Source organism: Streptomyces beigongshangae (assembly GCF_019710745.1).
Lineage (GTDB): Bacteria > Actinomycetota > Actinomycetes > Streptomycetales > Streptomycetaceae > Streptomyces > Streptomyces beigongshangae.
This window is the reverse complement of sequence record NZ_JAHKJW010000003.1, coordinates 26,153-41,531: the sequence shown is the minus strand read 5'-3', so window position 1 is coordinate 41,531 and position 15,379 is coordinate 26,153. Positions and strand designations below refer to the sequence as shown.

The following is a 15,379-nucleotide window of genomic DNA, read 5'->3' as shown; positions in this document are numbered from 1 at the left end:
ACCGGACCCCGTGCCGCGTAGCGGTACAGCAACAAGTCGAGAAGGCCGGAATCCTCGGGCTTCAGCCCGAGGCGCAAGTCAAATACGGCTCAGTGACGCCGCCGCGAAGAGTACGTCCCTGATCGCCTCGCGGTCGCCCAGCTGGCCCGCCGCCGCCTCCTCGGGGGAGATGTGCCCCGCCGCGAGCTGGCAGAACTCCACGCCGTCCAGGGCCACGTGGGCCACCTCGTGGTCGGGGGAGGCCGGTGCGGCTGGGGAGTCGAGGGGGATGAGCCACTCCCCGCCGCCCAGGCCCTCGATCTCCAGGCGGAGACTGCGGCCGGGGGTGCCGGCCGGGGCCAGGTGGCGGGTCCGGCCGGGTGCCGTGAGGCCCGCCCGGCGGCGGGCGGCCAGGGCGGACGGGAGCAGGCGGGCGCCCAGGTCGATCATCGCGTGCAGGTGGCGGGGCGCGGGCGGTTCGTACGGGTAGTCGACCGCGTCCGCGATGTCCCCGGCGTGCACCCAGGTCTCGAAGGCGCGGTCCAGCATCGCGTCCCGCAGCGGGAGTTCGAAGTCGCCGTACGGGACGGGCAGGCGGCCGGAGCCCCCGTCGGTCGCGAAGGCCGCCGTACGGACGAGGTTGTGGGACTGCTCGCGCCACGGGCCGTGCACGGAGCGGGTGGGCGGGAAGGGCGCGGCGCGCCAGCACGCCTCGGTGCGGGCGGCGGGGCCGGGGGCGTCCGCCGCGGTGTCCAGGGGGTCGTCCAGGCCGAGCGTGACGGCGACGAGGCCGTCCACGGTCAGGAGGTGGGCGATGACCCCGGCGACGGTGGTGCGGCGGCTCGTGGGTTCGTCGCCGTCGAACCAGCGCAGCCGTACGGGGGCGTGCCACTCCGCGTCGCCGATGTCCTGGAGCAGGGCGTCCAGGCGGGCGGTCTCCGCGTCGTACGGCATCGCCCAGGAGGGCACCGGGATACGGGGCGGGCGGCGGCCCAGGCACGACTCCAGGACGCGGGTGCGCAGGGCGGGGTCCAGGTCGAGGCTCTCCGGCCGGTGCAGCAGGCCGACCGCCTCGCGCAGCCGCAGCGCCTCCTCGGCGCAGGCGCCGCAGCCGCCCAGGTGGTCCTCGACGGCCGCTGTCTCCGCGGGGGAGCAGGCCGCCAGCGCCCAGGCCCCGAGCAGGGCCTTCAGCACCTGGTGATCGAGGGCGGGAGGAGGAACGGACCCGGCGGGCACGGGGGGCCCGGCGGACCCGGCTGAGGTGGAGGGCGTGGGGGACGGTGGGGCGGCCAGGGGCAGGCCCGTGTCCTCGACGGACGAGCGGGGCGTGGGTATGCGCGGGGGACGGGCACGGTCCGGCCCGGCGCGCCCGCCCCTGCCTCCTCCGTCCCCGTCGTCCGGCGGCCCGGCGTCGTGGCGGTGCGGGTCCCGCCCGGCCCGGTCGCCCGGGCCGGGCGGGACCCGGTCGGAGGAGTCCGGGCCGGAAGGGTCCGGGGCGGTCACCGGGCACCCCCGTGTCCGGGCGGCGTTCCGCCTGAGCCGGGGCCGGGGCCGGCTTCGTGGGCCGTGGAGAGGAGCTGCAGGCCGAGGCGCAGGCGGCGGCGGGCCTCGTCCTCCGTCACGCCCAGGTCCGCCGCGGTCTGGCGGTAGTCGCGGCGCTGGAAGTAGGCGAGTTCCAGGGCGGCCCGCAGCGGGGTGGGCATGGACGTGACGATGTAGTCGGCGCGGGCCGCCACCGAGGCGCGGTGGACCTTGCGCTCCAGCCGGTCCGTGTCGGCCGTGCCGTCGGAGGCGAGCGCCGCGATCTCCGTGGTGCGCAGGCGCTGGACGGCGAGGCGGTGGGTCAGCGTGGCGAGCCAGGAGCGCAGCGGGCCCTGCCTGGGGTCGTACGACTCGGGGTTCTCCCAGACGTGCGCGAAGACCTCGCGGGTGATGCCGTCGGCCGCGCGCTCGTCGCCGAGCACCCGGTGGGCGAGACCGTGCACGAGCGAGGCGAACCGGTCGTACAGCTCGCCGAGCGCGGCGGCCTCGCCCCGTGCGAGCCGCTGCTGCATCTTGCGGTCCCAGCGGGGTGGCGCGTCCCTCTTGGCCATGCGGCCCCCTCGCCCCTGCTCGTGCCGTGCCCTGTGCCTGTGCCTGTTCCCGTGCCCACCGGCCGGAATTCTCCTCCCCGGCCTCCTCCCGAATGTAGTCGGCACCCCGACCGTGCACGCCCCTTTGCGGCAATGCCCGCACCTGGACGGGAGCGGGATGGTAAGGCCCCGGTCACATCGTGCGCGGACGGGGCCACGCCGCGCCCGAGGATGATCCGGTGCGTAACGCCTTGTCATCAAGTAGGCGTTTGGCGATGATTGAGTGGTGATCGTGAGGGTTCGGACGGTTCTTCCGTACGTGTTCGATGCGGCCGTGCGTGTTTCGCGGGGCGGAGAGCGGGGCAGCCACGCACCAGGGAAGCGAAGTAAGTGATTCCGTTTCTTTTCCGGGTGCGGTCCTTCCGGTTCGGGTCCTTCAGGACCGTCCGGAGTCCGGCATCGTCCATCGTCGAGCGGGGGACAGGCGCGTGACGCTCAGGGTGACCGAAGGCGAACAGCGCGGCTGGGCCGTCGTGCGGGTCTCGGGCGACATGGACCTGGTGACGTCACCGGTCCTGCGGCGGCGGATGCACAGCGCGGTGGCCGACGGGCGGCGGGACGTCGTCCTCGACCTGTCCGGCGTCCTGTTCTGCGACTCCAGCGGTGTCGGGGTCCTGATCGGCGGGCGGCGGCTGATCCGCTCCTGCCAGGGGCGGCTCCGGGTGATCCTGCCCGCGCAGGGCGGCGCGGACGGCTCGCACGTCAACCGGGTCCTCGGCGCCCTCGGCGTGCGCAGGCTCTTCGACGTGTACCCCGATGTGGCGGCCGCCGTCGACGACGGGTCGAGGGAGATCCCGGCGTGAGGACCGCCGCGCACGGGGAAGATCGTCTGTAGGTCCGTGACGCCGTTGTCCCGGATTTCCCCCTGTCTTGGCACAGGCGTCGTTTTCCGGCTCCCCGCGGGGTCCGGTCGTCGTACGCTCCCTGCCAGACGCACCCACGTGAGGTAAGGCGGCCCGAAAGACATGGTCAGTACCGAGTACGAGCGGAAGATCGCCGCCCGGTTCGCCGGCTTCGACCAGGACGGCAACGGCTACATCGACCGCGAGGACTTCAACGCGGCGACCAAGGCGCTGCTCGCCGAGTTCGGCACGGCGGCCCGGTCCGACAAGGGCCAGGCCCTCTACGCCGGCGCGGAGGCATTCTGGCAGGGCATGGCCGGCATAGCGGACCGGGACGGCGACCAGCGGATCACCCGCGAGGAGTTCGTGGGCGGCGCGGTGAAGCGGCTGCGGGACAACCCCGAGCGGTTCGCCGAGATCGCCCGCCCCTTCCTGGACGCGGCGCTCGCCGTCGCGGACGGCGACGGGGACGGCTCGGTGACCGTCGACGAGGCGACGCGGATCCTCAGGGCCCTGGGCGCCTCCGGGGAGACCGCCGCCGCGGCGGCCGGCGCGCTCGACGCGGACGCCGACGGCGTCGTGGGCGAGCCCGACATCGTGGACGCCTTCGCCCGTTACTTCACGGTCCCCGAGTAGCGCTCCCTGAGCCGGTACTTGAGCACCTTGCGCAGGGTCTCGTTGCGCGGAAGGGCGTCCACCACCTCCAGCTGCTCCGGCAGCTTGTGCACGGACAGTCCTTCCGCGCGCAGATAGGACGACAGCCCCTCCAGGGTGAGCGGCTCGGCCGCCGGCGGCTGTTCCAGGACCGCGCACACCCGCTCCCCGCGCTCCGCGTCCGGCAGCCCTATCACCGCGACGTCGCCGACGCCGGGATGGCGGTGCAGCAGGTCCTCTATCTCCTGGGCGGAGATGTTCTCGCCCTTGCGGATGATGACGTCCTTGAGACGGCCCGTCAGGACGAGGTGGCCGCTGTCGGTGAGGTGCCCCAGGTCCCCCGTGCGGAGGAACCCGTCCCCGTCGAATGCCTCCGCCGTCTGCGCCGGGTCCAGGTAGCCCCGGCAGACCGCCTCCCCGCGCAGCCGTACCTCCCCCTCCACGATCCGGATCTCCATGCCCTCGGGGGGCCTTCCCGCGGTCGTCGCGAGGTCCTCCTCGGAGTCGTCCGGCGAGCCCATGGTGATCATCGGGACCTCGGTCATGCCGTACCCGTGGGCCAGCCGCACCCCCATCTCGCGTACGACGGCCCGGTGCAGCTCGGAGGGCTTGGGCGCGCCGCCGCCCGCCAGCAGGCGCAGCGTCGGGACGGGCCGCGTGCCCGGCTGCTTGCGCTGTTCGGCCAGGAACATCGAGTAGAACGCCGTGGAGCCGCCCGCCACCGTCACCCCGTGTTCGCGGAACTCCGCCAGGTCGTCCGGCAGCGCGAACTTCTCGAGGAGGACGGCGGGGAACCCGTACAGCAGCAGCATGACCAGGTAGTCGGGGCCGCCTATGTGGGCGAAGGGGAACGCGATCGAGCCGACGTCGTCCGCCGACAGGTGCAGCGCGTGGGCGAGGCAGGAGCCGCCGGCGATCAGCGAGCGGTCCGTGTGCAGCACGCCCTTGGGGTCGGACGTCGTGCCGGAGGTCCAGTAGATCCAGCGCACACCGGTGCCGTCGGCGGGGGGCGGGGGGAGCACCGAGGGGTCCCCGGCGGGGAGCGCGCCGTACGCCTCGAAGACGCCGCGCGCGCCGAGGCGCCGGGCCATCGCCGTGTGGTCGAAACCGCGCCACCGGCCGGGGACGGCGAAGAACGCGGCCCGCGAGCCGTCCAGCGCGAAGGCGACCTCGCGGTCGCGGTAGAAGGGGATCACCGGTGACTGGACGGCGCCGAGCCGGGCCAGGGCCATCGCCAGGAGCACGGTCTCGATGCGGGTGGGCAGCTGCCAGGCGACCACGGTCCCGGGGCGTACGCCCATGCCGTACAGGCCCGCCGCGGTCCGCTCCGCGCCGGAGCGCAGCCCCTCGAAGGTGAGGGTGCGGTCGCCCTGGAGGAGGACCGGGCGGTCCGGGGTGAGCGCGGCACGCCGCTCGACCAGTTCCCAGAACGTGCGGGAGGCGCCCAGCGCGTGTGCGGTGTCCGTAGGCATGCCCGTGCTCCTCACAGCTGACGGTTAGTCAGATTTGTCGGGGAGCGTAGGCCCCGGCGCCTTGTCGGTCCAGGGGGGCGGGGTTAGCCTGCGTTCTGACGGTCCATCAGATATGTCGTCGGACCATCGGATATACCGTCGGAGAGGCCGGACCCATGACCGAACTGCCCCGGATCATCAGCGTCGACGACCACGTGATCGAGCCCGCGCACCTGTTCGAGACCTGGCTGCCCGCGAAGTACCGGGACCGCGGGCCCAAGCCGCTGACGGCCGGCATCGGCGAGCTGGAGTACGTGGCGGGCAGGTACCGGATCACCATGGACCCGGACGGGCCGCCGGCCGACTGGTGGATCTACGAGGACCTGAAGTTCCCGTACAAGCGCAACATCGCGGCCGTCGGCTTCGACCGGGACGAGATGACCCTGGAGGGGATCACCCGCGAGGAGATGCGGCCCGGGTGCTGGGACCCGGCCGAGCGGCTCAAGGACATGGACGCCAACCACGTGGAGGGGAGCCTGTGCTTCCCGACCTTCCCGCGGTTCTGCGGGCAGACCTTCGCCGAGGCGCGGGACAAGGAGGTGGCGCTGGCCTGCGTGCGCGCGTACAACGACTTCATGGTCGAGGAGTGGTGCGGCGACAGCGGCGGCCGGCTCATCCCGCTGTGCATCGTCCCGCTCTGGGACATCGGCCTCGCGGTCGCCGAGATCCGCCGCAACGCGGCCCGCGGGGTGCGGGCCGTGACCTTCTCCGAGATCCCCACCCACCTGGGGCTGCCGTCCATCCACTCCGGCTACTGGGACCCGTTCTTCGCGGTCTGCCAGGAGACCGGCACGGTCGTCAACATGCACATCGGCAGCAGCAGCCAGATGCCCGCCGCCTCCCCCGACGCCCCGCCCGCCGTCCAGGCGTCCCTCAGCTTCAACAACGCCATGGCGTCGATGATGGACTTCCTGTTCTCGGGCGTGCTCGTGCGGTTCCCGCGGCTCACCCTCGCGTACAGCGAGGGGCAGATGGGCTGGATCCCGTACGCGCTGGAGCGTGCCGACGACGTGTGGGAGGAGCACCGGGCCTGGGGCGGGGTGCGCGACCTGGTCCCCGAGCCGCCGTCCACGTACTACTACCGGCAGATCTTCTGCTGCTTCTTCCGCGACCGGCACGGGATCGCCTCGCTGGACGTGGTGGGCCGCGACAACGCGACCTTCGAGACCGACTACCCGCACGTCGACTCGACCTTCCCGCACACCAAGCAGGTCGCCCTCGACCATGTGAAGGGCCTCGACGACGAGACCGTGTACAAGCTGATGCGCGGCAACGCCATCCGCATGCTGGGCCTCGACCTCGACCGCGCCGGGTGATGGACCTCTCCTGCACGCCCGGGGACGAGGAGTTCCGGGCGCGGCTGCGGGAGTGGCTCGCCGCGGTGCTCCCCGGGCTCCCCCCGAAGCCCTCGCCCGACGACTGGCCCGGCCGGCGCGCGTACGACCTCGGCTGGCAGCGCCTGCTGTACGACGCCGGGTACGCGGGCCTGCACTGGCCCGTCGACGCGGGCGGCCGCGGGGCCACACCGACCCGGCACCTGATCTTCCTGGAGGAGACGGAGAAGGCGGGCGCCCCCTACGTGGGGGCCAACTTCGTCGGGCTGCTGCACGCCGGGCCCACGATCGCCGCGGAGGGCGGCGCCGCGCAGCGGGCGCGCTGGCTGCCGCCCGTGCTGCGCGGCGAGGAGGTGTGGTGCCAGGGGTTCAGCGAGCCGGACGCCGGCTCCGACCTGGCGGCACTGCGCACGCGCGCGCACCGGGACGGCGACGACTACGTGGTCAGCGGCTCCAAGATCTGGACCTCGCACGCCGAGGTCGCCGACTGGTGCGAACTGCTGGTGCGCACCGACCCGAAGGCGCCGAAGCACCGCGGGATCACCTGGCTCGCGATGCCGATGGACGCGCCGGGGATCACGGTACGCCCGCTGCGCACCCTGGCGGGTTCGGCCGAGTTCGCGGAGGTCTTCCTCGACGAGGTGCGGGTGCCCGTCGGCAACCGGGTCGGCGAGGAGAACGACGGCTGGCGCGTGACCATGGTGACGCTGTCCTTCGAACGCGGCACCGCCTTCGTGGGCGAGGTGGTCGCCTGCCGGCGCGTCCTTCGTGAACTGGCGTACGAGGCCCGCGCGAACGGCCGCTGGGACGACGTACCGCTGCGCCGCAGGCTCGGCAGGCTCAACGCCGAGTTCCGGGCCCTGTGGCGGCTGACGCAGTGGAACGTGAGCGAGGCGGAGCGGACCGGGGGAGTGCCGGGCGCGGGCGGCTCGGTCTTCAAACTGCGGTACTCGCAGGCGCGCCAGGAGCTGTACGACGCGGCGGCGGAGGTGCTGGGCCCCGACGGGCTCGACCTGGACCGGCGGTGGACGGCGGACCGGCTGTCGTCGCTCTCGTACACCATCGCCGCCGGCACCTCGCAGATCCAGCGGAACATCGTGGCCGAGCGGATCCTGGGGCTCCCGAAGGGACGGTGACCGGATGGACTTCCGGCTCGACGACGACCAGCGGGCCCTGCGGGCCGGGGTGCGCGAACTGCTGACGCGCCGATTCGGCAGGGAGCGGCTGCGGGCGGCGGTCGACCCGCCCCGGGCGGCGGGTGCGGCGGACGGCCCCGGACGCCCGGGAGGCGGTGCTCCCGCCCCCGTCCTCGACCGCGTGCTGTGGCGTGAGCTGGGTGAGGCGGGTTTCTTCGCGCTGCGGCTGCCCCGGGCGCGGGGCGGGGTCGGGCTGGGGCTCGCCGAGGCGGTGCTGGCCTTCGAGGAGGCCGGTCGGGCGCTGCTGCCCGGGCCGCTCGTGGCCACCCACCTGGCGGCCGGCGAGGTGCCCGGGGCGGCCACCGGCGAGTGCGTGGTCGCGGCCGTCGACGGCACCCTCGTGGAGTGGCTGGAGGAGGCGGACGTCGTGCGCGGCGACGTGACCGGGGCCGTCGCCCTGCGCCCGGTCGACCCGCTGACCCCCCTGCACCGGGTGGACCGGGCCGCACCCCCCGACCCGGTGGCCGCCTTGCTGACCGCCGCCGAACAGCTCGGCTCCGCCGCGCGGACCTGCGCGCTGGCCGTGCAACACGCCCGGACCCGTGAGCAGTTCGGACAGCCGATCGGAGCCTTCCAGGCGGTGAAACACCTCTGCTCGGAGATGCTGGTGCGGGTGGAGGTGGCGCGTTCGGCGGTGTACGCGGCGGCCGTCACCGGTGATCCGCCGGACATCGCGGCGGCCCGGCTGCTCGCCGACGAGGCGGCCGAGCGCGGCGCCCGCGACTGTCTCCAGGTGCACGGCGGCATGGGGTTCACCTGGGAGTCCGACGTGCACCTGCACCTCAAACGGGCCTGGTGCCGGGCCCGTCGCGGACCGTGCGCCGCGCAGAGCGAGGAAGCCCTCGCCGAGGACCTGCTGGCGCCCGAGGAGTGCCCCGAGGAGTGCCCCGGGGAATGCCCCAGGGAATGCCCCGGGGCGTGAATCCGCCGTACTGATCGCCGTCGTCGTCGCTGCCGTCGCCGCCGATCGTGGCATGCCGGGCCGGGCGGAGGGGGACGGACGGTGCGGAAGGCGGCCTACGGGAATCACCGAGCGTTGACACCGGGTGGTGTCCCCCGGGCGACTCGTCACGGCCCGGAGTCGGATCCCCGCTCCGGTACCTTGTGTGGGATGCGAGTGGTTCTGAGCCCGGGCCGTCACGGAGCCGCCCTCGGGGCGGCCCCGGATCCGGCGGTGCGCGCCGCCCGCGGGGCGGGGAGCAGGACCGTCGGCAGGACCGTTCCTGCCTGTTCGACTCCCCGTGACGGGGGTCGCACAGTATCCCGCACGCGTACTCCTTCGCGCTGGAATATGCCCGAAGCGCTTGTTGGCGTGACTGTCCGTCAACCATGCTGTCTCCTGAGGGAATCACGTTCCGTGAGCCCTTTTCTGACCACGATCGTGGCCCTTGCGAGGCGCGAGGCGATGTGTCCGCCGGTTCGGATGGTGTGAGCGGTGCAGGTGCTTCAAGTGCAGCTGGAGATCCGGCCCGACCCCGCTGAGGTGGGGCGGGCCCGGAGATGGGCCCGGTCGCGGCTCGCGGGGTCCGGTATAGGGGCCGACGAGTCGCTGGCCGAGACGCTGGTCCTGCTCGTCTCGGAGCTGGTCACCAACGCCGTGGTGCACACCGGCCGCCCCGCCGTCCTGCGCCTGTCGGTGCCGGGCGCGCCGGCGGTCGGCGGGCGGGCGCCCGACGGGGCGGCGGCGACCGTCCGGCTGGAAGTGGTCGACGCCAGTGCCAGGGCGCCGCGGCCGCGCCGCGCGGACGGCGACGACACCGACGGCCGCGGCCTCGCCCTGGTCGACGGTCTCGCCGACCGGTGGGGCTGGATCGCCGAGGGCACCGGCAAGTGCATCTGGTGCGAGGTGGACCGGTGTCCGCCGACGACCGTCGCCACCGCGGCGTGCGAGACGGCCCCGGCGGCGTACGGGGGCCTGGCGTACGGAGCCGTGTAACGCGCGGGAGCGGGCGCTCGTGCATGGGCGCGCCCGCTGGCGCACGCGTGGCACGGAGAACGGACTCCGGGCGTCCGGTGCCGTCCGGTGCGCCGGGCAGTGCTTCCCCTCGTGAGGGTGACAAAGGTCGCGTAAGGCGTGAATCACTGTTGCGGTGTTGACGTTATGTGACCGCTTCCTCACGCTTGTGGTCAGTGGTTCGCCGTGAGGGGGCGACGAGGACTCCGGTGACGGAAGCCCTCGTCGCGTGCGGACCGCCATTCGGCGTCGACCCCTGGGGGGGGCGGGGGCAGGGTGGGCGCGCCGGAGAGCCGGGTGGCGGCGCGCGATGCCGTGCTCGGGGCGAGGGGCGAGGGGGTCCTCCCGCCCGGGCGTGGCGGGAAGTCGGGGGAGACGCGCCGCCAACCGGCCCTCGCACATTTCGGCGGCGGGCGGTGGGCGGTGGGCGGCGGACGACGGGCGGTGGACGGCGGGCGCCGGGATTCCGGCTCCCGGATCCCCGGCCGGGGTTCCTCAGAGGATCGCGACGGGTGCCACGGGGCTTCCCGTGCCGCCGGTGAACGGTTCGGGCGTCGCCGACAGCAGGAACGTGGAGCGCCCGAGTTCTCCACACACTGTGGACAACTCTTCGAGATTCCAGTTCTGGCCCTGCAGCATGCCCATCTCGACCAGGTCGAGCGCGTGCACCGGCAGCCACAACCCTTCTATCTCCGGAGGAAATATCTCAAAGGTGAGGGTGTCGTTCGCGACCGCCGCGACGTCGCGGGCGTGGAACCACTCCGGGGTACGCACCGACAGGCCGGGGGAGGGGAAGGCGTACCCCTGCTTGTCGCCCGCGAGGTAGAGCTGCATCTGGCCGGTGCGTACGAGGACGATGTCGCCCGGACCGACCCGTGTCCCGCTCAGCTCCTCGGCGGCGTCGAGGTCCTCGGGGGTGACGGCGTGCCCGCCGTCGAGGCGCTCCCCGCCCAGGGTGCGGGCCACGTCCAGCAGGACGCCGCGCGAGACGATGTGCCGGGCCTTGTCGATACCGGCGAACGACGCGCCCGAGTGGGCGGTGACGGTGTCGGCGGGGCGGCCGTTGTAGAGCTTGCCGGAGTGCGAGACGTGGGTGAGCGCGTCCCAGTGGGTGGCCGCCTGGAGGCCCATCGTCACGGCGTCGTCGCTGCACGCGACCGTGCCGGGCCCGAACGGCTCCTGGTTGATCTGCACCATCGTGTGCAGCGGGTTCACCCGGCCCGGGATCATGCCCGTCTGCACGCCGTCCTGCCGCAGGGGGAGCGCGAGGGGTACGCGCCGGCCGCCGAGCACGCTCGCGGCGGCCCTGCGCACGACCTCGTCGGTGATCAGGTTCAGGGTGCCGATCTCGTCGTCGGCGCCCCAGCGCCCCCAGTTGTTCACGCGTTCGGCGATGTCGTGGAACTCGGCCGGCAGTGACACGGGCCCTCCCCGGGGCTTGTCTCCAGGTGTCCGACAGGTCGTAGAATTCCGAGTAAATCTAACGGGCCGTCAGAAACTGCGGGAGGGGCCGGGGCATGGGGAACTTCTTGGCAGGCATGGCCGTCGCCGTGACCGGGGCGGGCCGGGGCATCGGACGCGCGGTGGCGCTGGCGGCCGCGGCCGAGGGCGCGCGCGTCGTCGTCAACGACCACGGGGTGTCGGTCGAGGGCTCGGAGCCGTCCGGCGCCGTCGCCGACGGCGTGGCCGAGGAGATCGGGGCGGCCGGCGGAGAGGCGGTCGCGGTGGCCGACGACGTCTCCACCATGGCGGGCGGACAGCGGATCGTCGACACGGCCCTGAAGGCGTACGGGCGGCTCGACGGGGTCGTCTGCGTGGCCGGCATCCTGCGTGAGCGGATGCTCTTCAACATGTCCGAGGACGAGTGGGACCCGGTCCTCGCCACGCATCTGAAGGGCACGTTCACGGTGTTCCGCGCCGCCTCGGCCGTCATGCGGGAACAGCGGTCGGGCACGCTGATCGGCTTCACCAGCGGCAACCACCAGGGGTCCGTCTCCCAGGCCAACTACAGCGCCGCGAAGGGCGGGATCATCTCGCTCGTGCGCAGCGCGGCGCTCGGGCTGCACAAGTACGGGGTCACGGCGAACGCGGTCGCGCCGGTCGCCCGTACGCGGATGTCGGCGAACGTGCCGATGGAGCTGACGGAGATCGGCGAACCGGAGGACGTGGCCGCGCTCGTGGTCTACCTGCTGTCCGAGCGGGCCCGCCGGGAGCGGATCACCGGGCAGGTGTACACGGTCGCGGGGCCGAAGATCGCGGTGTGGGCGCAGCCGAGGGAGCTCCGCGCCGGGTACGCGCAGGGGCGGTGGACGCCGGAGCGGCTCGCGGACTTCCTGCCGGGGACGGTGGGGACGGATCCGATGCCGTTGCTCGCGCGGGTGGAGGAGATGGAGCGGGCCGCCCGTAGCGTGAAGGAGGCGCCGTAGGGGTCGGGGTGTCCGGTCGGCGCGGGTCCGCTGCGGCTGGTCGCGCAGTTCCCCGCGTCCCTGAGGAGCAGGCCGTTGGAGGGCAGGGTGGATTTCGGGGTCACGTCGGAGGACGAGGCGTTCCGGGACGAGGTGCGGGGCTGGTTGGCGGGGCGTCTTCCCTGGCGCGGGGACCGGCGGGGGTGGGAGCGGGAGCTCGGCGCCGCCGGGTGGATCGGGCTCGGCTGGGCGGAAGGGGGGTACGGGAACCGGCCGGTCGGGATCGGACGGCAGGTGGTGTGGGCCGAGGAGTACGCGCGGGCCCGGGCGCCCGCGCGCGGCGGGCACATCGGCGAGAAGCTGCTCGCCCCCACGCTCATCGCCCACGGGAGCGCGGAGCAGAAGGCGCGCTTCCTGCCGCCCGTCGCCGCCGGTGACGAACTCTGGTGCCAGGGCTACAGCGAGCCCGGGGCGGGGTCCGATCTCGCGGGGATCCGTACCGGGGCCGTACGGGAGGCGGGCGGGTACCGGATCAGCGGGCAGAAGATCTGGACCTCGCTGGCGCACGAGGCCGACTGGTGTTTCGTGCTGGCGCGCACCGGGGCGGGGTCGCGCAGGCACCGGGGCCTGAGCCTGTTGCTGGTGCCCATGGACCAGCCCGGCCGGATCGAGGTCCGGCCGATCCGGCAGCTGACCGGGACCAGCGAGTTCAACGAGGTCTTCTTCGACGGGGCCCGCGCCCGCGCGGAGCACGTCGTCGGCGGCGAGGGCAACGGCTGGCGGGTGGCGATGAGCCTGCTCGGCTTCGAACGCGGGGTCTCCACCCTGGCCCAGCAGATCGGCTTCGCCCAGGAGCTGGCCGAGGTGGTGGAGACGGCCGTCGCCACGGGCGCGGCCGACGACCCCGTCGTCCGCGACCTGCTCGTACGCCAGTGGGCCGAGCTGCGCGCCCTGCGGTGGAACGCCCTGCGCACGCTGGGCGGCCCGGCCGACCGGGGCGCCCCCAGCGTGGCCAAACTGCTGTGGGGCCGGTGGCACCAGCGGCTCGGCGAACTGGCGGTGCGGGTGCGGGGCGCCGGGGCGGCGGTGGGGCCGGCGGACTGGACGGCCGGGGCGCCGTACGAACTGGACGCGCTCCAGCACCTGTTCCTCTTCAGCCGGGCCGACACCGTCTACGGCGGCTCGGACGAGATCCAGCGCACGATCATCGCCGAGCGCGTGCTCGGCCTTCCCAGGGAAGCGAAGGGCTGAGGGCATGCGGGGCGTGATCTTCGACGGCAGGCGGGCCCAGGTGGTGGACGACCTGGAGATACGCGGACCGGGACCGGGCGAGGTGCTGGTCGCGGTCTCGGCGGCGGGGCTGTGCCACAGCGACCTGTCCGTGGTGGACGGCACCATCCCCTTCCCCGTACCCGTGGTGCTCGGCCACGAGGGCGCGGGCGTCGTGGAGGAGGTCGGCGCGGGCGTCACCCACGTCCGCCCCGGGGACCACGTCTCGCTGTCCACCCTCGCCAACTGCGGTACGTGCGCGGAGTGCGACCGGGGCCGGCCCACCATGTGCCGCAAGGCGATCGGGATGCCGCAGCAGCCGTTCGCGCGGGCCGGGCGGCCGCTGTACCAGTTCGCCTCCAACTCCGCCTTCGCCGAACGGACGGTGGTCAAGGCCGTGCAGGCGGTGCCGATCCCGCGGAACATCCCGATGACCTCCGCCGCCCTCATCGGGTGCGGGGTGCTGACCGGGGTCGGGGCCGTCCTGAACCGGGCCCGGGTGGACCGCGGGGACAGCGTCGTCGTCATCGGCGCCGGGGGGATCGGGCTCAACGTCATCCAGGGCGCGCGGATCGCCGGCGCGCTCACCGTGGTGGCGGTCGACACGAACCCGGCGAAGGAGGAGACCGCGCGGCGGTTCGGGGCCGGGCACTTCCTCACCTCCGCGGAAGGGGTGCGGGACATCCTGCCGAACGGCGCGGACCACGTCTTCGAGTGCGTGGGCCGGGCCGAACTCGTACGGCAGGCCGTCGACCTGCTCGACCGGCACGGGCAGGCCGTGCTGCTGGGGGTGCCGGCGGCCGACGCCGAGGCGTCGTTCCTCGTCTCGTCCATGTTCCTGGACAAGTCGATCCTGGGGTGCCGGTACGGGGCCTCCCGGCCGCAGCGGGACATCGCGCTGTACGCGGAGCTGTACCGGGAGGGGCGGCTGCTGCTGGACGAGCTGGTGACGGTCACGTACCCGGTGGAGGACTTCGAGAAGGCGGTGGCCGACGCGGGGGCCGGGCGGGTCGCCCGGGGGGTTCTGACGTTCTAGGGAGGCTTCAGGGACCCGCGGTCGGGGTCGCGGTCGGGGTTGGGGCCGGGGCCGGGTCGCGGAACGTGCGGCGGTACGACGTCGGGGTCACCCCCAGCGTCGACTGAAGGTGCTGCCGCATCGACTGCGCCGTCCCGAAGCCGGCGTCCGCCGCGACCCGGTCCATCGACAGGTCCGTCGATTCGAGGAGGTGGCGCGCCCGCTCGATCCGCCGCTGGGTCAGCCACTGCCCGGGACTGATCCCGGCCTCCTCCCGGAACCGCCGGGTGAACGTCCGCACGGACATGGCCTCCCGCGCGGCCATGTCCCGCAGCCGGATCGGCTCGTGCAACCGCTCCAGCGCCCAGGCGCGGGCGGCGGTCGTGCCGGCCGACCGCGGCTCCGGCACCGGCCGCCGTACGTACTGGGCCTGCCCGCCGTCCCGGTGCGGCGGCACGACCGTACGGCGGGCCACCTCGTTGGCGACCGCGGTCCCGTGGTCCCGCCGCACGATGTGGACGCACAGGTCGATGCCCGCCGCGACCCCCGCGGAGGTCAGCACGTCCCCGTCGTCGATGAACAGCACGTCGGCGTCGACCCGCACCTTCGGGAAGAGCCGCTGGAAGTGCTCGGCGGACGCCCAGTGCGTGGTCGCCGGGCGCCCGTCCAGATACCCGGCGGCGGCGAGGACGTACCCGCCCGTGCAGATGGAGACGAGCCGGGTGCCCGGCCGGATCAGGGCGAGGGCCGCGGCCAGTTCGTCGGTGAGCACGCCCTCCTCGTGGACCGGACCGAGTTCGTACGAGGCCGGGACGACGACGGTGTCGGCCGTGGCCAGCGCCTGCGGCCCGTTCTCGACGAGCACGGAGAAGTCGGCGTCCGTCTCGACCGGGCCCGGCGGCCGGACGGAGCAGGTGACGGTCTCGTACAGCTTCCGGCCCCGCGCGTCGACGGCGCGTCCGAAGATGCGCTGCGGGATGCCCAGTTCGAACGGAAGGAGACCGTCCAGGGCGAGGACGACGACGCGGTGCGGGCGGAACGAGCGCTGCGGACCCATGGCCCGATCCTAATGAATGCTGTCCTCCGGG

Annotated in this window: 14 protein-coding genes; 9 read left to right on the top strand and 5 right to left on the bottom strand. The window is 73.8% G+C overall.

Annotated features, from left to right (window positions below; all coding sequences use genetic code 11):
• Positions 1-78: 78 nt before the first annotated feature.
• Positions 79-1,482 carry a zf-HC2 domain-containing protein gene (locus KM933_RS02850; protein ID WP_221348166.1) on the bottom strand — a complete coding sequence of 468 codons (1,404 nt, stop codon included), beginning with the start codon at positions 1,480-1,482 and terminating at the stop codon, positions 79-81.
• Positions 1,479-2,072, bottom strand: a complete 594-nt coding sequence (locus KM933_RS02845) for a sigma-70 family RNA polymerase sigma factor (protein WP_221348165.1) — start codon at positions 2,070-2,072, stop codon at positions 1,479-1,481. Before KM933_RS02845 ends, KM933_RS02850 begins: the two co-directional genes overlap by 4 nt.
• A 467-nt stretch (positions 2,073-2,539) precedes the next feature.
• On the opposite strand from KM933_RS02845, the gene KM933_RS02840 reads away from it, so the two are divergent.
• Together KM933_RS02840 and KM933_RS02835 are read left to right on the top strand one after the other, a co-directional pair.
• Positions 2,540-2,914 (top strand): STAS domain-containing protein, encoded by a 375-nt coding sequence (locus KM933_RS02840; protein WP_308013231.1) that lies wholly within the window; start codon positions 2,540-2,542, stop codon positions 2,912-2,914.
• Between the two features lie 162 nt (positions 2,915-3,076).
• Positions 3,077-3,589: an EF-hand domain-containing protein gene (locus KM933_RS02835; protein WP_221348163.1), complete on the top strand. Its 513-nt coding sequence runs from the start codon at positions 3,077-3,079 to the stop codon at positions 3,587-3,589.
• Here the strand turns inward: KM933_RS02835 and KM933_RS02830 are convergent.
• Positions 3,568-5,079 (bottom strand): class I adenylate-forming enzyme family protein, encoded by a 1,512-nt coding sequence (locus tag KM933_RS02830; protein ID WP_221348162.1) that lies wholly within the window; start codon positions 5,077-5,079, stop codon positions 3,568-3,570. The two genes, KM933_RS02835 and KM933_RS02830, sit on opposite strands and share 22 nt — an antisense overlap.
• 155 nt (positions 5,080-5,234) lie before the next feature.
• Between KM933_RS02830 and KM933_RS02825 the strand changes: the two genes are divergently transcribed.
• The 4 genes from KM933_RS02825 (at position 5,235) to KM933_RS02810 (ending at position 9,584) form a co-directional block, all read left to right on the top strand.
• Positions 5,235-6,434 carry an amidohydrolase family protein gene (locus KM933_RS02825; RefSeq protein WP_221348161.1) on the top strand — a complete coding sequence of 400 codons (1,200 nt, stop codon included), beginning with the start codon at positions 5,235-5,237 and terminating at the stop codon, positions 6,432-6,434.
• Positions 6,434-7,588: an acyl-CoA dehydrogenase gene (locus KM933_RS02820; protein ID WP_221348160.1), complete on the top strand. Its 1,155-nt coding sequence runs from the start codon at positions 6,434-6,436 to the stop codon at positions 7,586-7,588. Before KM933_RS02825 ends, KM933_RS02820 begins: the two co-directional genes overlap by 1 nt.
• Before the next feature lie 4 nt (positions 7,589-7,592).
• Positions 7,593-8,570 (top strand): acyl-CoA dehydrogenase family protein, encoded by a 978-nt coding sequence (locus KM933_RS02815; RefSeq protein ID WP_221348159.1) that lies wholly within the window; start codon positions 7,593-7,595, stop codon positions 8,568-8,570.
• A 513-nt stretch (positions 8,571-9,083) separates the two neighbouring features.
• Positions 9,084-9,584: an ATP-binding protein gene (locus KM933_RS02810; RefSeq protein WP_430727268.1), complete on the top strand. Its 501-nt coding sequence runs from the start codon at positions 9,084-9,086 to the stop codon at positions 9,582-9,584.
• 513 nt (positions 9,585-10,097) lie between these two features.
• Here KM933_RS02810 and KM933_RS02805 read toward each other — a convergent pair.
• A complete protein-coding gene (locus KM933_RS02805; protein WP_221348158.1) occupies positions 10,098-11,024 on the bottom strand; it encodes a cyclase family protein in 927 nt (308 codons plus the stop codon).
• 95 nt (positions 11,025-11,119) lie between these two features.
• Between KM933_RS02805 and KM933_RS02800 the strand changes: the two genes are divergently transcribed.
• From KM933_RS02800 to KM933_RS02790, 3 genes are all read left to right on the top strand, one after another.
• On the top strand, positions 11,120-12,028 hold the full coding sequence (locus tag KM933_RS02800) for an SDR family oxidoreductase (RefSeq protein ID WP_221348157.1): 909 nt from the start codon (positions 11,120-11,122) through the stop codon (positions 12,026-12,028).
• 87 nt (positions 12,029-12,115) lie between these two features.
• The gene (locus tag KM933_RS02795) at positions 12,116-13,258 is read left to right on the top strand and encodes an acyl-CoA dehydrogenase family protein (protein WP_221348360.1); all 1,143 of its coding nucleotides are present in this window, start codon (positions 12,116-12,118) and stop codon (positions 13,256-13,258) included.
• Between the two features lie 4 nt (positions 13,259-13,262).
• A complete protein-coding gene (locus KM933_RS02790; RefSeq protein WP_221348156.1) occupies positions 13,263-14,312 on the top strand; it encodes a Zn-dependent alcohol dehydrogenase in 1,050 nt (349 codons plus the stop codon).
• A 7-nt stretch (positions 14,313-14,319) separates the two neighbouring features.
• Here the strand turns inward: KM933_RS02790 and KM933_RS02785 are convergent, their stop codons facing one another.
• Positions 14,320-15,348 carry a GlxA family transcriptional regulator gene (locus KM933_RS02785; RefSeq protein WP_221348155.1) on the bottom strand — a complete coding sequence of 343 codons (1,029 nt, stop codon included), beginning with the start codon at positions 15,346-15,348 and terminating at the stop codon, positions 14,320-14,322.
• Positions 15,349-15,379 lie beyond the last annotated feature (31 nt).